At 59.4% G+C, this 16,193-nt stretch carries 16 protein-coding genes; 10 read left to right on the plus strand and 6 right to left on the minus strand.

Going from position 1 to position 16,193, the window contains the following annotated elements; all coding sequences use genetic code 11:
* Window positions 1-123: 123 nt before the first annotated feature.
* Window positions 124-957: an enoyl-CoA hydratase/isomerase family protein gene (locus tag AGR1_RS23555; RefSeq protein ID WP_149148418.1), complete on the minus strand. Its 834-nt coding sequence runs from the start codon at window positions 955-957 to the stop codon at window positions 124-126.
* Window positions 958-1,083: 126 nt separating this feature from the next.
* Between AGR1_RS23555 and AGR1_RS23560 the strand changes: the two genes are divergently transcribed.
* On the plus strand, window positions 1,084-1,470 hold the full coding sequence (locus tag AGR1_RS23560; protein ID WP_149148419.1) for a helix-turn-helix domain-containing protein: 387 nt from the start codon (window positions 1,084-1,086) through the stop codon (window positions 1,468-1,470).
* Between the two features lie 164 nt (window positions 1,471-1,634).
* Here AGR1_RS23560 and AGR1_RS23565 read toward each other — a convergent pair whose 3' ends face one another.
* Window positions 1,635-2,246 (minus strand): TetR/AcrR family transcriptional regulator, encoded by a 612-nt coding sequence (locus AGR1_RS23565; protein WP_210248741.1) that lies wholly within the window; start codon window positions 2,244-2,246, stop codon window positions 1,635-1,637.
* Between the two features lie 72 nt (window positions 2,247-2,318).
* On the opposite strand from AGR1_RS23565, the gene AGR1_RS23570 reads away from it, so the two are divergent.
* Window positions 2,319-3,332: an NAD(P)-dependent oxidoreductase gene (locus AGR1_RS23570; protein WP_210248742.1), complete on the plus strand. Its 1,014-nt coding sequence runs from the start codon at window positions 2,319-2,321 to the stop codon at window positions 3,330-3,332.
* 367 nt (window positions 3,333-3,699) lie between these two features.
* Here AGR1_RS23570 and AGR1_RS23575 read toward each other — a convergent pair whose 3' ends face one another.
* Complete coding sequence (locus AGR1_RS23575; RefSeq protein ID WP_149148533.1) at window positions 3,700-4,623, minus strand: LysR family transcriptional regulator; 924 nt, start codon at window positions 4,621-4,623, stop codon at window positions 3,700-3,702.
* A gap of 227 nt (window positions 4,624-4,850) precedes the next feature.
* On the opposite strand from AGR1_RS23575, the gene AGR1_RS23580 reads away from it, so the two are divergent.
* The 8 genes from AGR1_RS23580 (at window position 4,851) to AGR1_RS23615 (ending at window position 13,446) form a co-directional block, all read left to right on the plus strand.
* Window positions 4,851-5,504 carry a hydrolase gene (locus tag AGR1_RS23580; protein WP_149148420.1) on the plus strand — a complete coding sequence of 218 codons (654 nt, stop codon included), beginning with the start codon at window positions 4,851-4,853 and terminating at the stop codon, window positions 5,502-5,504.
* Between the two features lie 240 nt (window positions 5,505-5,744).
* Window positions 5,745-6,782: an Atu2307/SP_0267 family LLM class monooxygenase gene (locus AGR1_RS23585; protein ID WP_149148534.1), complete on the plus strand. Its 1,038-nt coding sequence runs from the start codon at window positions 5,745-5,747 to the stop codon at window positions 6,780-6,782.
* Window positions 6,783-6,813: 31 nt separating this feature from the next.
* Window positions 6,814-7,704, plus strand: a complete 891-nt coding sequence (locus AGR1_RS23590) for a LysR family transcriptional regulator (protein ID WP_149148421.1) — start codon at window positions 6,814-6,816, stop codon at window positions 7,702-7,704.
* 248 nt (window positions 7,705-7,952) lie between these two features.
* Window positions 7,953-8,795, plus strand: coding sequence for an alpha/beta hydrolase (locus tag AGR1_RS23595; protein ID WP_149148422.1), 843 nt, complete (start codon window positions 7,953-7,955; stop codon window positions 8,793-8,795).
* A 112-nt stretch (window positions 8,796-8,907) separates the two neighbouring features.
* Window positions 8,908-10,650 (plus strand): monovalent cation:proton antiporter-2 (CPA2) family protein, encoded by a 1,743-nt coding sequence (locus tag AGR1_RS23600; RefSeq protein WP_149148423.1) that lies wholly within the window; start codon window positions 8,908-8,910, stop codon window positions 10,648-10,650.
* A complete protein-coding gene (locus AGR1_RS23605; protein WP_149148424.1) occupies window positions 10,650-10,889 on the plus strand; it encodes a hypothetical protein in 240 nt (79 codons plus the stop codon). The genes AGR1_RS23600 and AGR1_RS23605 overlap by 1 nt, the downstream gene beginning before the upstream one ends.
* Window positions 10,886-11,896, plus strand: a complete 1,011-nt coding sequence (locus AGR1_RS23610; protein ID WP_149148425.1) for an alpha/beta hydrolase — start codon at window positions 10,886-10,888, stop codon at window positions 11,894-11,896. The genes AGR1_RS23605 and AGR1_RS23610 overlap by 4 nt, the downstream gene beginning before the upstream one ends.
* A gap of 584 nt (window positions 11,897-12,480) precedes the next feature.
* Complete coding sequence (locus AGR1_RS23615; protein WP_149148426.1) at window positions 12,481-13,446, plus strand: zinc-binding dehydrogenase; 966 nt, start codon at window positions 12,481-12,483, stop codon at window positions 13,444-13,446.
* Between the two features lie 16 nt (window positions 13,447-13,462).
* Here AGR1_RS23615 and AGR1_RS23620 read toward each other — a convergent pair whose 3' ends face one another.
* The 3 genes from AGR1_RS23620 to AGR1_RS23630 all read right to left on the minus strand — a co-directional run bounded on the left by AGR1_RS23620 (window position 13,463) and on the right by AGR1_RS23630 (window position 16,150).
* Window positions 13,463-13,861, minus strand: coding sequence for a RidA family protein (locus AGR1_RS23620; protein WP_149148427.1), 399 nt, complete (start codon window positions 13,859-13,861; stop codon window positions 13,463-13,465).
* 60 nt (window positions 13,862-13,921) lie between these two features.
* Entirely contained in the window at window positions 13,922-14,866 is a 945-nt protein-coding gene (locus tag AGR1_RS23625; protein ID WP_149148428.1) for a pirin family protein, read from the minus strand.
* Window positions 14,867-15,592: 726 nt separating this feature from the next.
* Window positions 15,593-16,150 carry a TetR/AcrR family transcriptional regulator gene (locus AGR1_RS23630; protein WP_246669723.1) on the minus strand — a complete coding sequence of 186 codons (558 nt, stop codon included), beginning with the start codon at window positions 16,148-16,150 and terminating at the stop codon, window positions 15,593-15,595.
* Between the last annotated feature and the right edge of the window lie 43 nt (window positions 16,151-16,193).

Here is a 16,193-nt window from a genome sequence, read left to right on the forward strand (position 1 = left end):
ACGAAATACGAAAGGCGCCCGACCGCGTGTCCAGCTAACTTAATGTTCTCCAGTCACGACTCTTAGTATCGAGAAGTGCTGAACTGTGTTGCAAAGTGCGGAACGTCTGGCGAAGCCGTGGTGTCAAGCCCGCAGCGCACGGAGCAGACCTTCCAGATTTCGCTCGCCGTCCTTTGTCTGTGCTCCTGCCTCAAGCCCACCCCGGATGAGCTTTTCGGCCGCAGGACGTGCGAACAGCCCCGCCCAGGCGTCGTGCTCGCGACTGAAGCCTTCCCGCAGGTTTACGGAAGGCACCGCCTTTTTGGCGGCGGCGATGACGCCTTCTGGCAAAGCGGCAATGTTGCGCGCCAACCGGTCGACGAAACCGTCAAGCTCCGAGGCAGGCAGCGCCCGGTTGATCCAGCCATAGCGTTCCGCCGTCGCTGCATCGATGAGATCGGCGCCAAGGATCACTTCGAGGGCGCGGCCGCGCGTCATCCGTGATGACAGATACTGGGTGGCGCCGCCGCCAGGCGTAATGCCCATCAACGCTTCGCATTGTGCAAGCCCTGCCCGCTCTTCGGCTGCAAATGCCATGTCGGCCGCCGCAACGAACTCCGCGCCGCCGCCGCGCGCCAGTCCGGCAAGCTTGACGATCGTCACCTGTGGCTGTTCGCGCAGGAGTTCGCCGAACGCCTGGAACGGGTTAAGGCCTTCCGGAGCCTCGCGAACAAAATCGTCGAAAGCATGTGGTTCGTCGATCAATGTCATGTCGACATGGGCAATGAAGAACTCCGGATCCGCGCTCTGGAAAACCAGCACGCGCGTACTGGGATCATGGCGAACGGAGAGAAGAAAGCGGCGTACCTCGCTCATCAGAGGAACGTCGAGGACGTTGACCGGTGGATTGTCGATGGTGATCGTCGCAATGCCATCCGATTTGGAAATTCGAAGCCGGCTGAAATCTGTGTCTGTCATATGTAAGGTCTCTGTTCTTCGGGAAACTCTGGCGCTGATCTTTCGCGCCATTGACTTAAAAGTATTCATTGCATACCTAGCGTCAATTACGCACCCGAAGCATCCCAGGGATGCCGGAGGATACCGATGGATGAACCAACACGCGAAAATGACCCGATCTACCGTGCCGACTGCCCGAGCCGGGTGATCCTCGACCAGATCGCCGACAAGTGGTCGATGATGGTGCTTGCGGTGCTCAGCGAACCCCGACGCTTCAACGCCATCAAGCGTCGCCTCGATGGCGTCACCCAGCGCGTGCTGACCCAGACGCTGCGCAAGCTCGAGCGCAACGGCATGGTAACGCGCAGGGTTCTGGATGGACGCGTGCTCGGCGTTGAATATGCGCTGACGCCGCTTGGGCGATCGCTGCAAAAGCCTTTCTCGATCCTGTTCGACTGGACTGTCGAGAATATGGACGTGATTCAGGATTGTCAGCGCCACTTTGATGCGCGCCAGGATCAGGCCGCGATCTGAACCGTGGACGGTGCGAACAGGAAGCTCATCTGGTCTCGAACGCGGTCATTCGTCACTTTGACAACATTCGAACGATCTACGCCGAAGGCAGTACGGAAGTGCCGATTTCTCTCAGCACTGACCTCGGATAAGACTTCCGCTCAGATCTTTCTGAGCCCGATAATTTATGATGCAACCATTCCGCCACCAATCAGCGATGCAAAGACCTCGACGGCTTCGCTCTGGTGCAAAGTCTGACGCGCCACAGCTGACGAAAGCGCTTCTCCCGCGCCGACGAAGCCAATGCAACGCTTCTCTAGAACCCCTGCCGACAGAGTGTCGAAGGGCTTAAGAACTGCAGCGAACATCTGGACCGAGTTGTCGAGCAATTCCTGAAATACGACGGCTTTTTCCTCACTCCCGGTTAAAGCTGCGCCGACGGTGTGAAATTCATCCGTCATGTCAGCAGCGCAGCGGATGTAAGCTTCCGCCAGCAAACGAATGGTTTCCTCCAGACTCCGCCCACCGGCTGCCATCGCGGTTCGAAACGCCCTCACCCGCTCGTCATCAATCCACCGGTAGAGCTCGATGAGCAGGCCTGAACGGGTGCCGAAATGTTCGTACACCACCGGTTTCGAGATTCCGGCACGGGAGGCAAGATTGCCCAACGTCAGACGGTCCGCGCCTTCATCGCGGACGATCAACAACGCAGTATCGAGCAGTTGCCGTCGTCTCTCTCCTTTCGAAAGCCTGCGTGATGAGGTCTGTATGCCAACGTGATTGGGAGTGCCTGTCACTGTCGAGTCCTTGCGAATCCTACTTTTAGTAGGTATAACCTACCAATTGTAGCTTACCCAAAGTGAGGACATATGACAATGATTCCCCATCCTATTCTCCTGATGGGTGGCACCGGCGCGATCGGGCGCCTGACTGCCCGCGCGTTTCGCTCCGTTTACCCCGATGTTCCTTTATTGATCGGTGGGCGCGATCTGCTCAAAAGCCGCAACGCCGCAAGCGAGATCGGGCAAGCAGAAGGCGTGTTGATCGACCCGCATGCTGACAATCTCGGTCTCGGTGATCGCCAGGTAAGCGCCGTCGCGATTTTTTACACTGACGAACGATTAGCCAGCCTGCGCTTCGCTCAAAGCCGCAGGGTACCCCATCTGGGCATTTCTTCAGGCGTCCATGAAATTGCTCCCGAAGTTGCGACCTATATGCACGCGCCTGACGCGGCGGCAGTCGTCCTCGGCTATGAATGGCTGGTCGGTGCCACAACTGTTGCCACGTTCACATGCGCAAAACCATTTGCACGACTTCACGAGATCACGATCGGTGCCCTTGTCGATGAGCAGGATGGTGGCGGGCCGGCTGTCGCCGAGGATTTTGAGCGGTTGAACCGGATGATGCCGGCTGCTCTCACCCGTCGTGACGGCAGCTATGTCTGGCGTAGTGAAGATGATGCCAAGGCCGAGTTCCGTGCAATCGATGGTACCAAAATGGCTGGGACAGGCTTCTCGTCTATCGATGTTGTTGGCCTCGCGACAGCGACCGGGGCACCGAATGTACAGTTCAACATTGCGACCGGCGTGAGTACGTCCCGTCGTCGCGGCGAACCCAAGTCGACGGAGATTATCATCGAACTGGCTGGCGAGGATCACGACGGACAGCCGCTTCGCAACCGCCATGCAGTGTTTCATCCGGGCGGCGCTGCTCCCTTGACTGCATTGGGTGTCAGCATGATCCTTGAACGACTGACCGGGCTGGACGGTAATAGGCCGACCCCGGCAGGGTTGTATTTTCCTTTTCAGGTTCTCGATCACGCCAGCTATCTGTCCCGGTTGCACGCGGAAGGCGGCAGCATTGTCCCTCTGGACGCCAATTGACGTAATTGGCGAACCGGTGAGAAATTGTAACTAGACGCCGGCTCACGTCGGGTCCGAGACATAGAGATTGAACATGGTGGATGGCATTATCCATCGACCTGATCCAACATGTTCCGGGGCTCCGGATGAAGGCCTCTACGCCTATGCCGTGGATCCCGAACGGGCAAAAGAGCGAGGAACTGGTCGGAGAGCGCTTTTGACACTGAATGATCGCTATCGGTTTAGAGCGCATTCCGAAAGGTTCGCAACGGTTTTCGGTAAAATACACGTAAAGCAAAAATCAGAGCGCCGATCTGATACAATCAGATCAGAAACGCCCTGATGTTTATGACAGCCTCTTGAGGCTGCAGCACTTGCTCTGCGATCGTCATGAAATCCGCAAAGGGCCCACCTCATCCGGGTCCTGGTTTTCACGATCTGTCGAAAAGTCTTCAAAACACTCGATTAGCATCTCGGTGAGCACCCGTATCTTGCGTGCGGGGTACTGCCCCGGCGGCCGGATCACATAGATGCCCAATTTGGGCGGCGGATAGCGCGTCATGACCGGGACCAAGGCGCCGGAAGCCAGATGCTCCTTAATTAATTTGTCAGGGACACCGGCAAGACCAATCCCCGCAAGTGCTGCAGCCACAAGAGCCACGGCATTGTCGGCTTTGAATCGGCCCTGCGGCTTCAGCGTAATGATCTTATCCCCATCCATCGCCAGCCAGGTTTCAGTTCCCTGCATGACGACCTCATGCGTGAGGAATTCCTCTGGCGTTTCGGGTGAGCCGTGTTTTTTGATGTAGTCCGGCGTTGCAACGTACTTGGCCGTGGTCCAGCCGACGCGTCTTGCAAGCATATTCGAGTCAGCAAGATGGCCGACCCTTATCGCGCAGTCGAACCCTTCTGCGATCAGGTCAACGAACCGATCCGTATAGCTGGTTTGAACCTGCAACTCCGGGTAGCGCTGCGCCAGGGATGCGAGCACCGGGGCGAAGTGCGTCGGACCGAATGTAAGCGGAGCTGCTATTCTTAGCCGACCGCGAAGGTCACCGGCGGGCAATATCGTCTCCTTGGCAATATCGATCTCGGCGCAGACTTTTGCGGCGTGTTCCCGGAAGGTGATCCCTGCCTCCGTGAGGGCGGCGCCGCGCGTCGTGCGTGCGAGCAACTGCACGCCCAAATCCTTTTCAAGCCGAATGAGGCGCCGGCTGACCATCGACTTGGAGATGTCGAGCCGCCGCGCGGCGGGAGAAACCCCGCCAGTATCGGCAACTTCCACGAAGGTCCGCAGGTCTTCGATGTCCAAATCAACGTTCCTGTATTCACGACAGATGAGTGCTCGAATCGTTCCAATCGTATCACAAACAGAAGGATTGGGATTGACATTGGCGTTCCTAATTTCGCGACACAGCTTCACGGGAACGGGCGCTACCGCATCACAAACGAAAATGACACTGTCGATCAAGGCGCCCTCGGAGGCAGTGCGCGCCTGCCGATTTCCATACGCCTCAACAGCAGCAAAGGATGCTTTCCATGACCTTTCGTAACGGCCTTGATTCCCTTCTCCGCCCCGAAGACTCCGTCCTCGTTCTGATCGATCATCAGCCCTACCAGCTGGCGAACCTGAACAGCCACGACCCGCAAGCTGTGGTCAACAGCACGACCGCGCTGGCGAAGCTGGCAAAAGCCTTCGATGTTCCGACCATTCTGACCAGCGTGATCGCGGGGCGCGGCGGACTTCTCTTCAAGCAGATCACCGACGTATTTCCGGACCAGGAAGTCATCGATCGCACCTGGGTCAACACCTGGCAGGACGAGAATGTGGTGAACGTCGTCAAGGCGACCGGCCGCAAGCAGTTGATCATCGCCGGCCTGTGGACCGAGGTCTGCGTGGCGATGCCTGTCATCCAGGCCGCCGGCGAAGGCTGGGACGTGACCGTAATCACCGACGCGTCGGGCGGGATTTCGAAGGAGTCTCACGAAGTTGCTGTCCAACGCATGATCGCGGCCGGCGCGAACCCGATGACCGTGATGGCGCTCGCTGGCGAATGGCAACGCGATTGGGCGCGCACCGGGCATGTCGAGCAGTTGACCGAGATACTCATTCAGCACTTCGCCGGCAGCGGCATCGCCTATCTCTGGGAGCAGCAGCTCCTCAATACGCCTGTGCCGGGCAAAGCCGCCTGATCCGAACCGGTTATCGGGAAGGGGAAGGGCATGCAACGCAAGCGCCCTCCCCGTTCCATTCATCAACGCCGGTCGGCAGCGAGGCGGAGTTTACGTCGATGCTAGGGGCCATTGTGAAACGGCACTGGCGGCCGCAAAGGCGACGACTATCCCGCTGAGAGATATTGGGTGCCGGAGCGGTTGAGCAGTTACCTCCCCTCGCCGCCACCCCATCAACCAAAGAGTTTCGAAGGAGTCTTCATGGAAATTGGTGTTGATAGTTTTGCCGCGATCCTGCCTGATCCGACGACAGGAAAGCTCCCTTCGGCGGCCGACCGCATGGCCGATCTTCTTGAGGAAGTCGAGGTCGCCGACAGGGTCGGCCTCGACGTATTCGGCATCGGCGAGCATCATCGAGCCGAATTCCTCGATTCCGCACCGGCGATCATACTTGCCGCAGCAGCGGCGCGCACCAGCCAGATTCGATTCACCAGCGCGGTAACGGTATTGAGTGCTGCCGATCCTGTAAGACTCTTCCAGGAGTTCGCGACCCTCGACCTGATTTCCAGAGGGCGCACCGAGCTCGTCGTCGGCCGTGGTTCGTTCGGTGAAGCCTTTCCGCTTTTCGGCCTGGACACACGGGCATATGACGAACTCTTCGCCGAAAAGCTAGACCTGTTCCTGAAACTTGGCGAGACAAGCAATCCCGTCTGGGAAGGCCAATTCCGCCCGGCATTGAACGGTCAGGGGGTTTATCCGAGGCCTCACCAATCGCAACTGCCTCTATGGATCGGCGTCGGCGGCACGCCGCAGTCCTTCGCGCGCGCCGGCACGCTCGGCCTTCCGCTGATGGTGGCAATCATCGGAGGAACATTTGAACGGTTTCGCCCGCTCGTCGATCTCTATCGCGAGGCCGGCATACGCGCGGGGCACAGTTCAGAAAAGCTCAAGGTGGGTGTTCATGCGATGGGCTTCGTCGGCGAGACCGACGCAGCCGCAAGGGACGCCTTCTTCCCGGGCTGGGCGCATCTGACGACCAAGGTCGGACGCGAACGTGGCTGGTCGCCCCCAACACGTCAGCAATTCGAAGACATGGCAGGCCCGGGCGGCGCGTTTTTGGTCGGAGACCCGAAGACGGTCGCAGCCAAGATGCTGCGGGCCAGTGAGACGCTGGGCGGTCTATCGCGCATCACCTTTCAGATGAGCACCGCCTCTCTGGAAACGGTGGCAATGAAACGCTCGATCGAGCTTCTCGGCACCGAGGTCGCGCCAGTTGTGAGGGCTGCGGGAAAGATCTGATCAAGAAACGAAATCGAAGCGGGGTGACCATATGGATATCGAGGATCTGCGGACATTTGTCGAAGTTGCCGACGCCTGCGGCGTTTCTCCCGCGGCCCGTCGGCTCGGGATATCGAAGTCAATGGTCAGTCGCCGCCTTATCCGGCTCGAGGGAGCCCTGGGTATCCAGCTTCTTGCGCGAACGACCCGTGGTGCCGCGCTGACGGAGGCCGGGGTTGCATTTCGCGAACATGCGGCAAAGGTTTGCGCCGAAATCGATGCGGCGAAAGACGAGATATTGCCGGCCGGTGACCTGCGCGGGCGCTTGCGGGTCGCCGTGCCACTGACATCGGGGCCTGTGCATTTTGCGCCCGTGCTTTCCCGGATGGCATGGCTTTATCCAAAGCTGCAAATACAGGCCGACTACAGTGATCGCTTCGTGGATTTGATCGCAGAGGGATTTGACTGTGCGATCCGGGTCGGCGCATTGCGTGATTCAAACCTGATCGCGAGGCGAGTTGGTCAGATCTATGGGCAGCTGGTCGCAAGCCCTGACTATATCAGGATGCACGGCTCACCGGAAAAACCGGATGAGATCAGCTCTCACCAGGCTTTGGTGGGAGCTGAAGCGTGGCGGTTCATGGATGGAGACAAAATCGTCACCGTGCAGCCACAAGGGCGGTTCAAAACCGAAAACGGAATGGCACTTGCCAATGCAGCCGCGGTCGGGCTTGGCCTTGCATGGCTCCCAGACTGTGTCACGCGACATTATCTTGCTTCGGGCGCGCTCGTACCGGTCATGACCGCATATCCACTGCCCGTCGGCAATGTCCACGTCGTGCGCCCGCCCAGTCCGCATCCGGTGCAAAAGGTGCGCGTCCTTTCAGAGTTGCTGATCGAAGCCTTCGAGCGAAATGAGCCTGTCTGGAGTGCAGGGACATGACGACCGTCACTCGCACGCTTCTCATGTTTCGAACTGGCTTGTCGCGACAGACTGCGACTTACAGCCTGCAACTGAACGGCGGGCTCAGGCCACCACACCGAGCAGATGCTTCGCATGGTCCGGACGCTGCGCCTGCAGCTCGTCGGTCTGGACTGATCCAATGAAGCAACAAGAACATCCGCATGCCCATGATCAACCAGTGGCAGCCCGGTCTACCCATCCGAAAACCTAAGGAAAGCAAAGAAACCATGACGACGATTACAATGCAGGACGGCACCCGGATCTTCTACAAGGACTGGGGTTCGAAAGACGCGCAGCCCATCATGTTCCATCATGGCTGGCCGCTCAGCGCGGACGACTGGGACAACCAGATGCTGTTCTTCCTCGACAAGGGCTACCGCGTCATCGCGCATGACCGGCGCGGTCATGGTCGCTCCGACCAGACCGATACAGGAAACGAGATGGACACATACGCGTCCGACGTCGCGGCGCTCGTCCGGGAGCTCGATCTGAAGGACGCGGTTCACGTCGGCCACTCGACCGGCGGCGGCGAGGTGATCCGTTATGTCGCTCGCAGCGAGCCTGGTCGTGTGTCGAAGGCCGTTCTGCTCGGCGCGGTGCCGCCGATCATGCTGGCGACGCCGCGTTATCCCGGTGGCCTGCCAATGCAGGTGTTCGATGGGTTCCGCGAGGCGCTCCTGCGCAACCGCGCACAGTTCTTCCTCGATGTCCCGACCGGCCCCTTCTACGGCTTCAACCGCGAAGGCGCCGAAGTAAGCGAGGGACTGATCCGCAACTGGTGGCGGCAGGGCATGATGGGCGGTGCAAAAGCCCACTACGACTGCATCTCAGCCTTCTCGGAGACGGATTTCACCGAGGACCTGAAGGCCGTTTCGAAGCCGGTTCTGCTGATGCACGGCGAAGACGATCAGGTGGTGCCGATCGACGCTTCGGCCCGCAAAGCGATCGACCTGCTGCCGAACGGCACGCTGAAGACCTATCCCGGCCTGTCGCACGGCCTGTTCGCCACACATCCCGAACTGATCAATGCCGATCTGCTGGCCTTCATCGAAGGCCGCGACAAGGCTTGAGCGAGGTTGCGGACACCCTGCCGGGCTTCGCTTCCAACTATCGATCACCGCGGACGGCTTATCATCCGCCGCCCTTTGATCATGACCAACGCAAAGCAGGAAAGGTACGTGGATGGCTGAAGTGAGCCTGGGGCAAACGATTGGACCGGCAGTTGTCCTGATGGGAGCGGCTGTTGTCGCTGTGCCGTTGTTCCGCCGGCTGGGGCTGGGATCAGTGCTCGGCTACTTCGCCGCCGGCGTTCTTGTCGGGCCATCGGTGCTGGGGCTGTTCACCGATACCCAATCCATCCTCCATTTTTCCGAGCTTGGAGTAGTGATGTTCCTGTTCGTGATAGGACTGGAACTGCGCCCGAACAAGTTATGGGCGATGCGAACACAGATTTTCGGGCTGGGCCTTGTCCAGGTTTTCTTAGCCACAGCCGCCCTTGCGCTGACGGGCGCATTGCTTCTTGGCCTTTCCGCGACCGTCGCTTTCATCGCCGGGGCGGGCTTTGTCTTATCCTCGACCGCCGTCATCATGTCCGTGTTGCAGGATCGGGGCGAGATTTCGAGCGCAGAGGGACAAAAGTCGGTCGCTATCCTGTTGTTTGAGGATCTGATGATCGTACCGTTGCTGGCGGCGGTCGCCTTTCTCTCACCGCTCTCGCATGGAGAGGCGGGATGGACTGACGCCTTCGTGGCCGTTGCGGCGCTGCTCGTGCTTCTCGGCGTATCGCGCTGGGGTCTTAATCAGTTCTTCGCCTTGCTGGCCCGCACACACACCCGCGAAGTGCTGACGGCAGGCGCGCTGCTTGTCGTGCTCGGCGCAGCATTGCTGATGGATGTGGCCGGATTGTCGATGGCGATGGGCGCGTTCCTCGCCGGAGTGATGCTCTCGAGTTCGAGCTACCGGCACCAGATCGAAAGCGATATCGAACCGTTTCGCGGCTTGCTGATGGGACTTTTCTTCCTCGCGGTTGGCATGTCGCTGAACCTCTCAATCGTCGCGGTTGAATGGCCGCTCCTGCTGGGCCTGCTGGGCGCGTTCACGGTCGCGAAAGGCGTCGTGGTCTATGCGGTCGCCCGGCTGTTCGGCGGCTCCAACTCTCACGCCTTGCATCGCACGTCGATGTTTCTCCAGGGCGGCGAATTCGCCTTCGTCCTTTATGCGGCGGCAACTTCGGGCGGCGTGATCGACGTACGGGAGAATGCGCTGTTCGCCACCGTCGTGATCCTGTCGATGGTGTTGACCCCGCTGCTCACGATAGTGGCCGACTTTCTGCTTCGTACGGAAGCATCGCTGGATGGCGTCGATCACGCTCGTGATCTCAAGGGGCGCGTCCTCATCATCGGGTTCGGACGCTTCGGTCAGATCGCGTCACAGATACCTCTATCGCAGGGCGTCGAGCTTTCTGTCATCGACAGGGACCCTGACCGCATCCGCGATGCTGGACGATACGGGTTCAAGGTCTTCTTCGGCGACGGGACGCGGCTCGACACGCTGCGACACTCCGGTGCGGAGGAAGCCGACGCAATCATGATCTGTGTAGACGACCCGAAGGCCGCGATGAAGATCGTGGAACTGGCGCAACACGAGTTTGCCCAGGCCAAACTTCTTGTCCGCAGCTACGATCGAGGACACGCGGTAGATCTGATCCGTGCCGGCGTCGATTACCAGATCCGCGAAACGGTCGAATCCGCTTACCTGATGGGAGCTGCAGGTTTGCGGGCGTTGGGCTACGGGGAAGCCGAGATTGAAGATGCCACCATCGACATTCGCCGGCGCGATGCCGAGCGCCTGTCTGAGCAGGTTCACGGGGACATCATGTCGGGCAGCAACCGGCTGCTCCTTCAACCCGTGCGAAAGCCGCTCTGATGATCCGACTTTCTGCAAACGCACGTATCGCTGTGACCGTCTCTGCTGTGAATCTTTCCGGAACCAGCATGCTGATGCTCGATGAACAAAATCCATCTGTACATAAAGCGTCAGCAGTGGGTGACGCCTTGAAAGTAAATAGTGCGCCTGTGGAGTTGCGTGAGCTTCCAGTCGGCCACGGACTGGCGCACCAAGACATCGGCGAGACGGATGGATGGATTGGGAGAAACTTCCAATGAAAGACGGTCAAAACCCAATTGTTTCACAAGGAGTTCGCGTAGACGAACGCATAATCCCCGTTCCCGCCTCAATCAGCGCCGAAGCGCAGGCGATGTTGCATGCCGCCGTACGCGAGGGAACGCCACTCAACGCACTCTTTCCAACACCGTCACCGCAAGATCATGAGGCATGGCGGCAGATGCAGATCGCTGCCGACAGATATTATGCCGAAACTCTTCTGGAAGCTGTGAAGGAAGCGAAGGGGAAACACGAAACGCTAAATCTCGGCACAACCACGGTTCATGTAGCGACACCGGAACATATTAGACTTGGGGATTGTGTTCTTATCGATCTGCATGGCGGCGCGCTTGTTTTTGGCGGCGGCGATTCCTGTCGAGAAAGTGCGCGAGTAAATGCAGAGCGGCACGGCATGATCTGCTACGGTATCGACTACCGCATGCCGCCAGATCACCCCTATCCCGCCGCCCTCGACGACTGCATCGTGACCTACAGGCACCTGATTGAGCGGTATGGCGCAAACCGTGTCGTGTTTAGCGGTCGCTCGGCCGGCGGCAATCTAGCGATGGCTACGGTTCTGCGGGCACGGGACGAGGGTCTGCCTTTTCCGGCCGGTGTCGTGCTGCTTTCTCCGGAAGTGGATCTCACCGAATCGGGTGACAGCTTTCAGACCAACCGGACGATCGACGTCATTCTGCCGAATTCGCTGATGTCGAATAACCTGCTCTATGCAAACGGAGCGGATTTGTCTCATCCCTACCTGTCGCCACTTTTCGGGGAAATATCGGCCGATTTTCCGCCAACTTTCCTGCAAAGTGGAACCCGCGATCTGTTCCTTTCCAATGCGGTGAGACTTCATCGCAAGCTGAGACGTGCGGGAGTTCCGGCAGAGCTGCATGTTTTCGAGGCAATGCCGCATGGTGGATTTGGAGGCACTCCGGAGGATCAGGAGCTCACGGAGGAAGTCGTTCGTTTTGTCACCGGCTGCCTGGCGAAGACGGTTCGCTAGGTCAATGTCTTTTCCGTTAGCACCTCATGCACGAAAGAGTTCAGTCAATAGGGCAACTGCAGGGAAGCCGTCACCCCAGCTCTGCGTGGAGGGTCCCGAATGCATGTCAAACCTGGGCACGACAGGGGAAATGAGACGTATCGGTACCGGGGCGCGGTGCGACAACGCGCAACGGGAGTCGCTCGAGCGGACCCGCTTGACGCAAGAAATTGCAAGAAACGCTCAGGATATGACCGATCGCGCGCGCTGGGATCGCTGCAGGCGCGATTCTGACCGGCGCGAGTGCCGTCGCTAGGACCAGACCTCGGCAGTTTCAGCGATGCACCAGCATCGCGTAACGAGACTCAATAACCGCGCTCGCTGCCGATACCTGCTGACGAATGCATATAGTGCAGCGTTCCCGTTTCAGCGACACAGCTCTTCATAAGAATGGGCTACAGAAACTCGTGCAGAAACAATAAAAATCATGGCGCCACGGCAGCAAAGGATCTGACGATGGCTGCTTGTAACGGCTCTGGTCTGCCGTGCAACGCGATACGTAACCGGATCCCAATCTGATCGAATGCTAATCGAGGAGTGTCACATTGAAAGCTGTTACAGTTTCGAAGACGGGTGCAGAAACTCACCTTGTTCTTGCCGAACATACAGAACCTGGGGCCGCGCCGGACGAGGCAATCGTCGCGGTTCGCGCGTTCTCGCTGAATAACGGCGAAGTTCGCGGTGCACTCTATGAAGGTACCGATGGCGATCGACCCGGATGGGATTTGTCCGGCGTGGTCCAGACGGCCCCGGAAGGATCCGGCTTCCGACCGGGCGATCGCGTGGTGGGCCTGGTATGGAGCGGTGGCTGGGCGGAACGTGTCGCCGTGCCGACGAACCGGCTTGCCAAAATTCCCGACGATGTAAGCTTTGAAGCGGCCTCGACCCTCCCTGTCGCAGGTCTGACCGCAGCCGTAGCGCTGCAGAAGAAGGCGATCGGTCCAGGAAGCCGTGTTCTCGTCACGGCGGCCACGGGTGGTGTCGGCATTTACGCGATCCAGCTCGCAGCAGCTGCAGGCGCCCACGTGACGGCCTTCGCGCGGGATGGCTCGACTGCGGAATTCCTGCGCAGCCTTGGCGCGAACGATATCGCGGTCGGCGTCGAGGCCGGCGAGAAGGGTGGGCCCTACGACCTCATTCTGGAGGGCGTCGGAGGCTCGCTTCTGGGCGAGGCGCTGATGTGGCTGGCATCGCGCGGGGTCTGCGTTCTTTTCGGCGATGCCTCGGAGGATACGCTCACGACCTTTGACGCCCGTCGCTTCCGCCTTCAATCCGGTGGAGCATATGGCGGTACGGTTCTCTACGGCTTTTTCCTCTTGGAGGAGCTGACCCGGCCGGGGCACGCGGCCGATGGGTCGGCCATCCTTGCCGATCTTGCGCGGCGGCTGTCCGATGGAAGTCTTCGTCCGGTCATCGGAAAGACCACACCTTGGGCCGACATCAATGCGACAGCCCGCGAACTTCTGAAAAGAGAGTTCGCGGGTAAGGCCGTCCTTACAGTGGGCGGATGAGGAAAAGCCTCAGGATTTACTTGCTCTCCGGTATGCGCGCGATGACCTTGATCTCAAAATCGAACCCGGCCAGCCAGTTTACTCCGACGGCAGTCCAGTTGGGATAAGGCGGCTTGGTGAAAATCCTCTGCCTGACTTCCATGATCGTTGCGAACTGGCTCTCCGGGTCCGTGTGGAACGTCGTGACATCCACAAGATCGTCGAACGTGCAGCCTGCGGCATCGAGTGCAGCCTTCAGGTTCTCGAAGGCCAGTTGAACCTGGCGTTCGAAATCAGGTTCGGGTGTTCCATCGCCGCGGCTGCCGACTTGCCCCGAAACGAAAAGAAGATCGCCTGATCGGATCGCTGCCGAGTAGCGATGCTCTTCGTAAAGAGCATGCCTGTTGACGGGAAAGATGGCCTGGGGTTTTGTCACTTCTCGTCCTCTCGTAATTGTTGTCGATGGGTATGTTAGCCAATCTGGTATCACATTCGATCACTTCAGCTGTTCGGGCAGCGGGATAAACTCGGCCTCGTCGCCGGGCGGTAGACGAAAGCGACCATGCTCCCAGTCACCCTTGCGCCAGGCCTCTTTCGCGGCATCGATCTTCTCCTGCGACGAGGCGACGAAGTTCCACGAAATATAGCGCGGTCCATTCATTGTCTCCCCGCCGAGCACCATTAGGCGCGCGCCTGCCTCGCCTGCTGTCAGGCTGATCCGATCACCGGGACGGAACACCATCATCTGGCCAGCAGCAAACGGAGTTCCGGCGATCAGGATGCTGCCCTCGACGACATAGACACCGCGATCTTCGTGATCATCGGGCAGCGGCAGCTTTGCGTCGGCGGACAGAATGACATCCGCATAGAAGGTCTCAGTGAAGGTTTTGACCGGAGCCCGCGCTCCCCAGGCCGAGCCGATGATCAGCCGGACCTGCTTGCCTTCATCCTCGATGAACGGCAGCGCCTCGCGACCGTGATGTTCGAAACTGGCTGCAGTGTCTTCCGCGTGATCTGGCAGCGCGACCCAGGTCTGGATTCCAAAGGCGGTGCGGGGACGGCTGCGCATCTCCTCGCTGGTGCGTTCGGAATGAGTGACGCCATTACCGGCGATCATCCAGTTCACCTCACCGGGGTAAACCATCTGGTCGGCGCCGGTGCTGTCGCGATGGTGAAATGCGCCCTCATAAAGATAGGTCACGGTCGCCAGCCCGATATGCGGATGCGGACGTACGTCGATGCCAGCGCCGGTCAGGAATTCCGCCGGCCCCACCTGATCGAAGAAGATGAAGGGGCCAACCATCTGCCGTTTCGGGGCGGGTAATGCACGACGCACTTCGAACCCGCCGAGATCGCGGGTACGCGGGATGATGAGGGTCTCGATGGCGTCGAGGCTGCCAGTTTCGGGGCATTCGGGGGTCTGCGTGGGGTTCCAGCTCATGTCAAGTTCCTTCGCTCAAACTGGTTATAGAGGCCACAGCAGGTGGCGGACGGTGGGCGGTTGGTCACCGCATCTTTTGGCAGGTATCAACCCAACCTTGTAGGGTTGGAGATCGATCAGGACTGCCATCGGGTTCTTGGAGCGAGGAAGCGAGCCACATCCACTATAGAAGGTCATGAAAACATCTTTTGTTGCCGATGAGAGTGTGATTGGCAGGCACAATTCGCCTTCGACAGTGCTTGAAAGGACACTGACATCTATATTTATGGTGCGGTAGCACCCGTTCATGCGAAGCTGTGTCGCACTAAGAGGAACGGCAAGTCCGCACGGACCTGGTGCCCGACCAGGTGGACGATGCGTTCGCCGTCGGCGGCCGTCAATCTCTCGCCGGGTCGGCCAGCCCTTGGGAGGTATCAACCAGATGCGGCCACGGGATCCACCATCACCTCGACCACGGCCGATTTTCCAGAAACCTAGCGATTGTCGCTCCGAACGCGGTGCGCAGCACGCGCATGCCGGGTTGGAAACTTTGGTTGGGGCCTCATCTTGGCGGATTGGTCGCTGCGATTATTCGCTAAGTGAGTGCGATAATGCCGGTGTCGATTCGACGGCCTTTACAAAGGCAAAGATTGGGTGGAAACCAGTAAGGCTTCTTTTGGGAAGGAGAGCACCGAAAGCTTCCATTTCCGGTATCGGTCCCGTCAAGTGTCTTCGTGGCAATTGCCGCTATTTTGCCTTCGCCGCACCATAACGCAGGCCATCCAGCAGCAGCATGAGCATTCGTTCGGTGTGCGCCGGCCCATCCTCCCCCGAGGCCACGGCAAGGTTTCCGATCGCGCGCAGCAGATCGTAGGGCGCAACGTCAGCTCGGACTTCTCCCGCACCGGCAGCAGCATTCAGCAGCATCGACAAAGCCGGTTCAAATCGGCTTCGGAAATAGTCCGGCAAGGTGGCGAATGCCGGATCGCCGGAATGGAGCGCCGCGGCCAACCCCTGTTTGGTGGCGAGGAAGCGCGTGTAGCGCTTCAGCCAAGCTGCCAGCGCATCGGCTGGCCCGTGTTCAGCGGCAAGCGGCACTGCCGCATCGGCGCAGGCATCGACCTCGCGGCGGAACACCGAGGCCACCAGGTCGGCACGCGTCGGGAAGCGGCGGTAGAGCGTACCCAGCCCAACGCCCGCTTGTGTCGCAATCTCCCGTATGGGCGCATCCACCCCCGAACGGGTGAACACGATCCTGGCGGCTTCCAAAACTGCTTCCTCGTTTCTGCGAGCATCAGCACGCATTCGCGGTGCGGGTGCTTCGGCATCACCATGAGCCGATGACGCG

The sequence above is a fragment of the Agrobacterium sp. B1(2019) genome (genome assembly GCF_008274755.1).
In the GTDB taxonomy this organism is placed as follows: domain Bacteria; phylum Pseudomonadota; class Alphaproteobacteria; order Rhizobiales; family Rhizobiaceae; genus Agrobacterium; species Agrobacterium salinitolerans.

Bases quoted from the DNA above. Each gene is read 5' to 3' on its own strand.
- AGR1_RS23555 (WP_149148418.1), bottom strand. From the start codon at position 957: ATGACAGACACAGATTTCAGCCGGCTTCGAATTTCCAAATCGGATGGC.
- AGR1_RS23560 (WP_149148419.1), top strand. From the start codon at position 1,084: ATGGATGAACCAACACGCGAAAATGACCCGATCTACCGTGCCGACTGC.
- AGR1_RS23570 (WP_210248742.1), top strand. From the start codon at position 2,319: ATGACAATGATTCCCCATCCTATTCTCCTGATGGGTGGCACCGGCGCG.
- AGR1_RS23580 (WP_149148420.1), top strand. From the start codon at position 4,851: ATGACCTTTCGTAACGGCCTTGATTCCCTTCTCCGCCCCGAAGACTCC.
- AGR1_RS23585 (WP_149148534.1), top strand. From the start codon at position 5,745: ATGGAAATTGGTGTTGATAGTTTTGCCGCGATCCTGCCTGATCCGACG.
- AGR1_RS23590 (WP_149148421.1), top strand. From the start codon at position 6,814: ATGGATATCGAGGATCTGCGGACATTTGTCGAAGTTGCCGACGCCTGC.
- AGR1_RS23595 (WP_149148422.1), top strand. From the start codon at position 7,953: ATGACGACGATTACAATGCAGGACGGCACCCGGATCTTCTACAAGGAC.
- AGR1_RS23600 (WP_149148423.1), top strand. From the start codon at position 8,908: ATGGCTGAAGTGAGCCTGGGGCAAACGATTGGACCGGCAGTTGTCCTG.
- AGR1_RS23605 (WP_149148424.1), top strand. From the start codon at position 10,650: ATGATCCGACTTTCTGCAAACGCACGTATCGCTGTGACCGTCTCTGCT.
- AGR1_RS23610 (WP_149148425.1), top strand. From the start codon at position 10,886: ATGAAAGACGGTCAAAACCCAATTGTTTCACAAGGAGTTCGCGTAGAC.
- AGR1_RS23625 (WP_149148428.1), bottom strand. From the start codon at position 14,866: ATGAGCTGGAACCCCACGCAGACCCCCGAATGCCCCGAAACTGGCAGC.
- AGR1_RS23630 (WP_246669723.1), bottom strand. From the start codon at position 16,150: ATGCGTGCTGATGCTCGCAGAAACGAGGAAGCAGTTTTGGAAGCCGCC.